This window comes from Endozoicomonas sp. (assembly GCF_031844845.1).
Classification (GTDB): domain Bacteria; phylum Pseudomonadota; class Gammaproteobacteria; order Pseudomonadales; family Endozoicomonadaceae; genus Endozoicomonas.
The window spans coordinates 1-8,037 of sequence record NZ_JAVRMB020000255.1 but is presented as its reverse complement, the minus strand read 5'-3'; the positions used below and the strand labels follow the sequence as shown (position 1 = coordinate 8,037).

Genomic DNA, 8,037 nt, shown 5'->3' with positions numbered 1-8,037 from the left:
AGCATGAGATTGGCAAGAGAAACACTCAGAAAATTGAACGTAAGAATTTGAATTTCAGAACATGGATCAAACGGTTAGCGAGAAAGAGTATATGCTTTTCCAAGCTTGAGAAGATGCACGATATTGTCATTGGATTACTGGTTAACGCGCTTGAATTTGGGGTAGATATTTATGCTTGACCACACATTTGGCCCACTACCGGAAAAACGTGCAAATTTGATGTTAAACGACGAAGGCTGAAAACTGCGACTGCGGGTAATACAAAAAAGCCCCTATACGTAGGCTCAAATACAACAAAACCCCAACGACAAATGTCGCTAGGGTTTCAATGTATGGCGGACCGGACGGGGCTCGAACCCGCGACCTCCGGCGTGACAGGCCGGCATTCTAACCAACTGAACTACCAGTCCGCTGTCTAGCACCTGGTTTCCAGTATCAGGAAACCAGTATCTAGATTGGTGGGTGATGACGGGATCGAACCGCCGACATTCTGCGTGTAAAGCAGACGCTCTCCCAGCTGAGCTAATCACCCAAAACTTCTAAAACGTCACAATGCTATCTATTGCAAGAATATCGCAAGATAGTGGCGGACCGGACGGGACTCGAACCCGCGACCTCCGGCGTGACAGGCCGGCATTCTAACCAACTGAACTACCAGTCCGCAAAACTTTTCTGCCTGAAATCACAAACAGGAAAATCATTTTTCTGTCACCATTAATGACAGCAGGAGAAAGACATTACCAGAACTTCCACCCGGGTCAACCATTAGCTGATGCCAACCGTTCAACCCGACTTATCAACAAATTTATATGGCGGACCGGACGGGGCTCGAACCCGCGACCTCCGGCGTGACAGGCCGGCATTCTAACCAACTGAACTACCAGTCCGCTGCTTTCCAACACCTTTATAAGGTATCGGGAACCTGGTGGGTGATGACGGGATCGAACCGCCGACATTCTGCGTGTAAAGCAGACGCTCTCCCAGCTGAGCTAATCACCCTGACCATTGACTGAAAGAAGCGGCGTCTGTCCCCCCTCTCAACAACGCGGCGAATTATAAGCAGCTAACCCTTTGATACGCAACCGCTATTAGATACTTTTTTTCATTGCCACTTTTTCTTTATTCACTCTGGCTGCTATTTTCTGGTCAGGGTTTGCTACCATGTAGCCTTTCCCTATGACCATGAACTCAGTGATAGCCATGAATTCATGGTCATAAATAGCCATGAGCCGGAAGCGCAGCCCAGAACATGGACATAGCTGTACTTCCCATCAACAGGATTCTAGAACGATCATGTGGTTCACAAACCTTATCTTTTACCGCTTTACCCAGCCTTTTAAAGTCACCACTGAAGAGCTGGAGGAAAAACTGAAACAAAAACGCTTCCGCAGTTGTGGCAGTCAGGACATGAGCACCTACGGCTGGGTGCCTCCTTTAGGTAAGCATGGTGACCTGCTGACTCATGCCGCCAGCGGTTTTGTGATGATCACGGCCCGTAAGGAAGAAAAAATCCTGCCCGCCAGTGTTATCCGGGAGGCGGTTGAAGAACGCGCTGAACAAATAGAGCAGGAACAGGATCGCCAGGTTTTCAGCAAAGAAAAAAAAGCATTAAAAGACGATGTTCTTATGGAGCTGCTACCCAAAGCATTTACCCGTTGTCAGAATACCTTTGCTTACATCGATTCTGCCAACGGTTGGCTGGTGGTGGATGCCTCCTCATTTAAAAAGGCAGAAGAGCTTACCTCCTGCCTTCGTGAATGCCTGGGAAGCCTGCCGGTGGTTAACCCACCACTGAAAAACATGCCTTCTTATGCCATGACCCGCTGGCTGGCACAGGAAATCCCACTGCCCGATAAACTGGTGCTGGGCAATGAATGTGAGTTACGGGAACCCGGTGATGAGGGTGGCCAGGTCAAGGTCAGCAAACAGGAACTGGTTGGTGAAGAGGTTGATGTCCACCTGCAGGCGGGTAAGCAGGTGAGTAAAATGGCGCTGATCTGGAATGACGCCCTGAGCTTTGTTCTGGGAGATGATCTGGTCATTCGCAAACTGAAGTTTACGGACTCCATTCAGGAGCAGCTTGATGAAGTGAATGCCGATACGGCAGCCGAGCAGTTTGATGCTGACTTCTCACTGATGACTCTGACACTGCAGCAGATGCTTGATGAACTGATGGACTATCTGGGTGGAATGAGTGAAGAAGCCCTGGAAAGAAGCGAGATAGCCAGCTTCTCGATAGAAGTTCCGGAAAAAGAAACAGCTTAAGACCTGGAACCACGAAGGTCACGAAGAGCACAAAGAAAAGATTTTTAACTTCGTGCTCTTCGTGCTCTTCGTGGTTCAAATATCAATGCATCAAACCAAACAGCTTGACGCGATAACGTTTGGCGATGGAGTCACCCTGCCCCAACTGATCAAATACTGTCAACATCAGCAATCTGGCACCATCTTCACGAAATTCACGATCACGACGAACAATGGTTAACAGCTGTTCCAGAGCCTCTTCACTCTCATCAGCAATAACAAGGCGAATGGCTAACTGATAACGGGCTTCATGATCATTGTCATCTTCAGCCAGTCGAGCCTCCAGCTCATTCCGAACCGGCGCATCCGCCACCATTTCATAAAATGATAATTTCGCCTTCGGCTGAGCAATACCTTCAGCATCAACCGGTAGCACTGACATCAGTTGCCGGGCTTCATCTATACGCCCCAATTCCAGCAGCAAATTAACCTGAAGCACCTGTAATGCATGATTATCAGGTTCATCCCTGAGAATATTCTGAAGCATATCCAGAGCCTGCCCGGCCTCTCCCTCAGCCATCAACGCTTCAACCTGCTGGCGGATCATGTCCGCCGGGCTCATGGTCAATGGGTCCAGCACTTCACGGAGAACATCCTCCGTCTGGGGACCACTAAACACCTGAACCGGCTTCCCCTTATGCAGAATAACCTGTCCCGGCAGTGCTCTTACCTGTAACTGATTGACCAGCTGCTGCGCCAGCGCCTGTTCTTTCTCAGCCTGAACCCTGGCCAGGATCAATTTGCCCTGATAAGTAGCGACAAGGCTTTCCAGAATGCTCAGCTGCTGTGAACAGACAGGATCACTTTCCATACCTATATAAAGAAGAACCGGCTGTTCTACCGATTGCTGCAGTACTTCCTGGATATTCGCTTCGGTAACATCCACCACGAAGCTCTGTTCATTCATCACATTAACCACCTTGAAAATCCTGCTGACACAATACTGCACTTATGTATGGGTGTAACTATCAGAGTGCAACTCTAAATCATCGGAGAATGATAATAACACCCGCCCGGAACAGTAAGGCTTCTATCACTTTTTTTGCCTTCAACTTTCTCAAAAATACTGCCTGAAAAGCGATGTGATTAACCACTTCGCCGCCAACCCTGAGAACCCTGCTCCGACAGCATCACCTGTTTCTTTAAGAATATCTTGGAATTAATAGCATTTTGTACAAAGGACGAACATCTGACAGTGTTTAATTTTGATTTACCCACAGAATCTGTGGATAAGTTTGTGGATGACCCAACACAACGTGTCACAAAGACCGATGTTTACTACCCCTTTATCAAACTGATCATTTTTTGATCTATTTTTTTATCATATTTTTCAATGACTTAGGATAACTACTTACAAAATCAGTAACTTATGACGCCAGAAAAAAAACCCTCGTCAATAGCTTGACATTTGTGCATAAAAATATTGACAAAACCCTGCAGCCAAGGGTTTCAAGGAGGCAGTCGCTCAATTCCACCCTCTACGGCTAATAACCAACAGTTATTAAGAGAATAAGCCTGTTTTACCGCCTTCAGGCAATCAGCAGAACGGACAGCAAAGCCATTCGCCTGTTTTTCCTGTACAGCCAATTAGGGTTATTTGCTATTATTCCGGCTCTGAATATCCATGGTCGTTGGACACAAATACTCATGACGATGGTTCGTCACCCTCAGGCTATGAAAGAAAAGCACTTTTAAAAACTTTGTGCCTTTGTGTCTTTGTGGTTCAACGCTTTTCTTTCACGGCAAACCGACAATTCAAACCTCCGGGAATATAAACAGGGAGCTGCAATGAGTCTTACTGATAAGGTATTAGCCGTTAACAACGATCTGCCGATTCGAACCCATCTTCCCATTCATTCGGGCAAAGTCCGCTCAGTCTACTGGCTAACCGAGTCCGACAGTCGGCGCCTTATAAAAGAAAGAGCATACGATGTGGCCTCGGATGCGCCCTTGGCGATCATGGTGATCTCCGACCGCATCAGTGCATTTGATTGCATCTGGCATGGAGAAGGAGGCCTGAAAGGCGTTCCGGGAAAAGGTGCGGCACTTAATGCCATTTCCAACCACTGGTTCCACTTATTCAAAGAACACGGCCTTGCGCAAAGCCATATCCTGGATATCCCTCATCCCCTGGTATGGATTGTACAAAAAGCCCGGCCCGTCATGGTTGAAGCCATCAGTCGCCAATACATTACCGGCTCCATGTGGCGTTCATACAGTAGGGGGGAACGTGAGTTCTGTGGTATCCGCCTGCCGGAAGGTCTGAAACAGGACCAGAAGCTGCCGGAAATCCTGATTACCCCGTCCACTAAAGGCATTTTAAAGGGCATCCCCGGGGTTCCAGAGGCAGACGATGTCAATATTACCCGCCAGAACCTCGACGATAATTTTGTTGCCTTCAACTTCCGCTGCGCGGAAGATATTGATCGCTATGAAGCCCTTTTAAAAGAAGGTTTTGAGCTCATCAGCAAAGAGCTTGCCGATCTCGACCAGATATTCGTCGACACGAAATTTGAATTTGGCTACGTCACCGACGCCAGCGGTCAGGAGAAACTGATTTATATGGATGAAGTGGGTACTCCGGACTCATCCAGAATCTGGGACGGAGAAGCTTATCGACGGGGTAAAGTCATTGAAAACTCAAAAGAGAGCTTCAGACAGTTCCTGCTCAACCATTTCCCGGACCCGGACATCCTGCTCAACAAGAACAGAATGCCTGAACGCGAAAGCCTGGCACGGGACAATGCACTGCCAGAAAGTGCATTTATGGCACTTTCAAAAACCTATACAGACATTGCTGAAAAAATTACCGGCCAGCCATTGATACTGTCAGAAAACCCGAAGTCTGAGATTATTGAAATACTGAAAAGCGAATATGGATTAATTGATGATTAATCCATTATTAAGGACATAAAAAAGCAGGCTAACGCCTGCTTTTTTTATTGAAGATTATCCTGTATCACCTTGAGAAGACGATTGCTCACATCCACAGATGCCGATGTGTTCACGTCTTTCTCTACCGACAACTGAACCACTTCAGAGTAGTTACTGACTCGTACTGTCAGCGTCTTCCCTTCATCAGAAACGTCACTTTCCTCTTCATCATCGCTAAACCAACCTGACCAGAAACTCTTTTTCTTTTCGGACTGCTGCAACTGAGGAACACCATCCGCCAGATAAAAGAGTCCCGCAGAACGGTTGCGATCCACCACCTTAAGACCTGCCGTATCCAAAGCACTGGAAACAGCATCCCACACCCTCGCATAAGAGAGGCCACGAACAGTTAGTACTGGATTACCATTACCATCCCGTCCCAGCTCTGCCAGTGCGCCTACATCAAGACTCTGCGCCTGAAGGGATATTGATGATTTAGCTTCACTTCTGGCCAGGAACACCAGCAGTTCAGCCAGCACCCCATTATCCAGACGGTTGCTGCGCTCACCAAGATTATCCCATTGCAGCGAGGAAGCAGACTCTTTCCCCTTTTTAGCGAGGGGACGCCCCTGATGAGAAACATGCACTTCTGTGGATCGGTCCTTCAACCCACTGCGCACTTCAAAGCGAAAGCGGTCTTCCATGGGATCAAGGTCATCGACACCAAATAATTTACCCAGTGTTCGATACATCACACCGTGTTCTTTATCTTTCCCAAAATCATTCCAGTCCGTTTCAATAACCCCTTTGACCGGATTTTTCGTGGTAATGCCAACACCCAGCTCATCAATGTAGGCCAACACACCCGGCCAGACTTCTGCCGGCCCCCGGTCAACAGACAACCACTCCTGAGTACCATTACGCTCCAGGCTATAGTTATCCCCCTCTTTCATCATCAATCTCTGAGATGGCCGTGGAACCTCAAAATCCCTGGACAGATTCTCACTGGACTGGCTGATTTCAGGAATCACCAGAATATCACCCAGCTCACGGGACTGGGTATTCTCAGGCAGCTTAACCGGCACTGAGGCCTGCGCTTCGGTATAATCCCCGGCCCGATCCCGTATATAGCCCTCCTGACCAAAAGGATTGGCACAACCTGTCAGGGCTACCACACCGATAACCATCGTCAGGCTCTTTATAGCTCGAAGGCTCAACCGGGTGTGCCTCTTCAATCCACTTATCCTTTGACCTGAGACCATCAAATCAACCCCGCCTTTTGCAGTGCACTTCTAACATCCGAGTGATAACACTCCGAGAAGGGAGTCAATGGCAAACGAATACCGCCCTTGATCACCCCCATTTCCTTTAACGCCCACTTTACCGGAATCGGATTCGCCTCCAGAAAGAGCTTACTGCTTAATGCTTCTATACGTGCATTAAGCGCTTCCGCACTACTACGATCACCGGCAATGGCAGCCACGCACAATTCATGCATTAGCTTTGGCGCCACATTATTAACCACAGAGATAACACCGTTGGCGCCCTGCAGCATTAACTCCATACCCGTGGCGTCATCACCCGAGTAGATAGCAAAATCATCACCACACAGCTCACGAATCTGCCTGCCACGCTCAACAATACCCGTTGCTTCCTTAACACCGACAATATTATCCAGCGGACTGAGTCGGCCAATGGTCTCTGGCAACAGGTCCACCGCCGTTCGACCCGGTACATTATAGAGAATCTGGGGAATGGCAACCGACTCGGCTACGGTTTTGTAATGAAGGTAGAGCCCTTCCTGAGTCGGCTTATTGTAGTACGGAGTTACCAGCAGGCAGGCGTCAACACCGAGCGCCTTGGCTTCTGCACTCAGGTGAACTGCCTCGGCGGTAGAGTTAGCACCAGTACCGGCAATCACAGGAATCCGGCCATTAACCTGATCCACCATTCGTTTAATGGCTTCACAATGCTCCTGCACCGTCAGAGTAGCTGACTCTCCCGTGGTACCGACCACGACAATCCCATCTGTTCCCTGGTCAATATGATGCTCAACTAGCGCATGCATACTCTCCCAGTCCAGCTCACCATTACCATACATGGGGGTAACAATTGCCACCAGGCTCCCGGTAATCATCAGTTCACTCCTAAAGGCAAAATCTTGCGTAATGTTACTGATGCCCCTTTATATTCACAAGGCCGAAATCCATCCATGGGCCGGCTCCTGCCAGAAATAGCCATAATTGTTGGAAACCACCTCCCGAACCTGCCTTTTGGTCAGCGATGGTTTAAACTATTCCTCTGAATTAAATAATGACTAATGAGAACGACTAAGGATAAAACATGAGCGTAACTCTGGGCCAACCCGTTCCTGACTTTACTGGCCAGGCAACCAGTAACACTACGGTTAAACTCTCTGAACTCAAAGGCCGCAAAGTCGTACTGTTTTTCTACCCAAAAGACAATACACCCGGCTGCACCAGCGAGGGACAGGCATTCAGAGACCTTTATAAGGAGTTTCAGGCATCAGACACCCTGGTTTTTGGGGTATCCAAAGATGGTATGAAGGATCATGACAACTTCCGGGCCAAACATGAGTTCCCTTTCGAACTGATATCAGACACCGATGAAACCCTGTGCAAACTGTTTGATGTTATCAAGCTCAAGCAGATGTATGGCAAGGAGTACATGGGTATTGAACGCAGCACATTCCTGATCGACAGTAATGGCACCCTCCAGCACGAGTGGCGCAAGGTTCGTATCAAAGGCCATGTTGACGATGTGTTGCAGGCAGCTCAGATGGTCGATACAGAGGCTCCTGTTTCGACTCCGGCTCCTACTCCGGCTGTGACTGAGACT

At 48.5% G+C, this 8,037-nt stretch carries 8 protein-coding genes and 5 tRNA genes; 4 read left to right on the top strand and 9 right to left on the bottom strand.

Annotated features, from left to right (window positions below):
- The coding region (locus RM811_RS13825; protein ID WP_402525291.1) for an IS1 family transposase at positions 1-179 on the top strand (179 nt) is incomplete at its 5' end.
- 154 nt (positions 180-333) lie between these two features.
- Here RM811_RS13825 and RM811_RS13820 read toward each other — a convergent pair.
- The 6 genes from RM811_RS13820 to RM811_RS13795 form a co-directional block, all read right to left on the bottom strand.
- Positions 334-410: transfer RNA gene (locus RM811_RS13820), tRNA-Asp, on the bottom strand.
- Between the two features lie 46 nt (positions 411-456).
- A tRNA-Val gene (locus RM811_RS13815) sits at positions 457-532 on the bottom strand.
- 52 nt (positions 533-584) lie between these two features.
- Positions 585-661, bottom strand: a tRNA-Asp gene (locus tag RM811_RS13810).
- A 149-nt stretch (positions 662-810) separates the two neighbouring features.
- A tRNA-Asp gene (locus RM811_RS13805) sits at positions 811-887 on the bottom strand.
- Positions 888-923: 36 nt separating this feature from the next.
- A tRNA-Val gene (locus RM811_RS13800) sits at positions 924-999 on the bottom strand.
- A gap of 89 nt (positions 1,000-1,088) precedes the next feature.
- A complete protein-coding gene (locus tag RM811_RS13795; protein WP_402525289.1) occupies positions 1,089-1,226 on the bottom strand; it encodes a hypothetical protein in 138 nt (45 codons plus the stop codon).
- Positions 1,227-1,293: 67 nt separating this feature from the next.
- Between RM811_RS13795 and rdgC the strand changes: the two genes are divergently transcribed.
- Positions 1,294-2,265: a recombination-associated protein RdgC gene (gene rdgC, locus RM811_RS13790; protein WP_402525287.1), complete on the top strand. Its 972-nt coding sequence runs from the start codon at positions 1,294-1,296 to the stop codon at positions 2,263-2,265.
- An 82-nt stretch (positions 2,266-2,347) separates the two neighbouring features.
- On the opposite strand, the gene RM811_RS13785 is transcribed toward rdgC, so the two are convergent.
- Complete coding sequence (locus RM811_RS13785; protein WP_402525284.1) at positions 2,348-3,211, bottom strand: co-chaperone YbbN; 864 nt, start codon at positions 3,209-3,211, stop codon at positions 2,348-2,350.
- An 881-nt stretch (positions 3,212-4,092) separates the two neighbouring features.
- Here RM811_RS13785 and RM811_RS13780 point away from each other — a divergent pair.
- Positions 4,093-5,199 (top strand): phosphoribosylaminoimidazolesuccinocarboxamide synthase, encoded by a 1,107-nt coding sequence (locus RM811_RS13780; RefSeq protein WP_402525282.1) that lies wholly within the window; start codon positions 4,093-4,095, stop codon positions 5,197-5,199.
- Positions 5,200-5,243: 44 nt separating this feature from the next.
- On the opposite strand, the gene bamC is transcribed toward RM811_RS13780, so the two are convergent.
- Both bamC and dapA read right to left on the bottom strand, forming a co-directional pair.
- On the bottom strand, positions 5,244-6,413 hold the full coding sequence (gene bamC, locus RM811_RS13775) for an outer membrane protein assembly factor BamC (RefSeq protein ID WP_402525279.1): 1,170 nt from the start codon (positions 6,411-6,413) through the stop codon (positions 5,244-5,246).
- Between the two features lie 26 nt (positions 6,414-6,439).
- Complete coding sequence (gene dapA / locus RM811_RS13770; protein WP_402525277.1) at positions 6,440-7,315, bottom strand: 4-hydroxy-tetrahydrodipicolinate synthase; 876 nt, start codon at positions 7,313-7,315, stop codon at positions 6,440-6,442.
- 206 nt (positions 7,316-7,521) lie between these two features.
- Between dapA and RM811_RS13765 the strand changes: the two genes are divergently transcribed.
- The coding region (locus tag RM811_RS13765; protein WP_402525274.1) for a peroxiredoxin at positions 7,522-8,037 on the top strand (516 nt) is incomplete at its 3' end.

Coding starts and splice junctions, on each gene's coding strand:
- RM811_RS13795 (WP_402525289.1), bottom strand. CDS start 1,226: ATGGCTATTTATGACCATGAATTCATGGCTATCACTGAGTTCATGGTC.
- rdgC (WP_402525287.1), top strand. CDS start 1,294: ATGTGGTTCACAAACCTTATCTTTTACCGCTTTACCCAGCCTTTTAAA.
- RM811_RS13785 (WP_402525284.1), bottom strand. CDS start 3,211: ATGAATGAACAGAGCTTCGTGGTGGATGTTACCGAAGCGAATATCCAG.
- RM811_RS13780 (WP_402525282.1), top strand. CDS start 4,093: ATGAGTCTTACTGATAAGGTATTAGCCGTTAACAACGATCTGCCGATT.
- dapA (WP_402525277.1), bottom strand. CDS start 7,315: ATGATTACCGGGAGCCTGGTGGCAATTGTTACCCCCATGTATGGTAAT.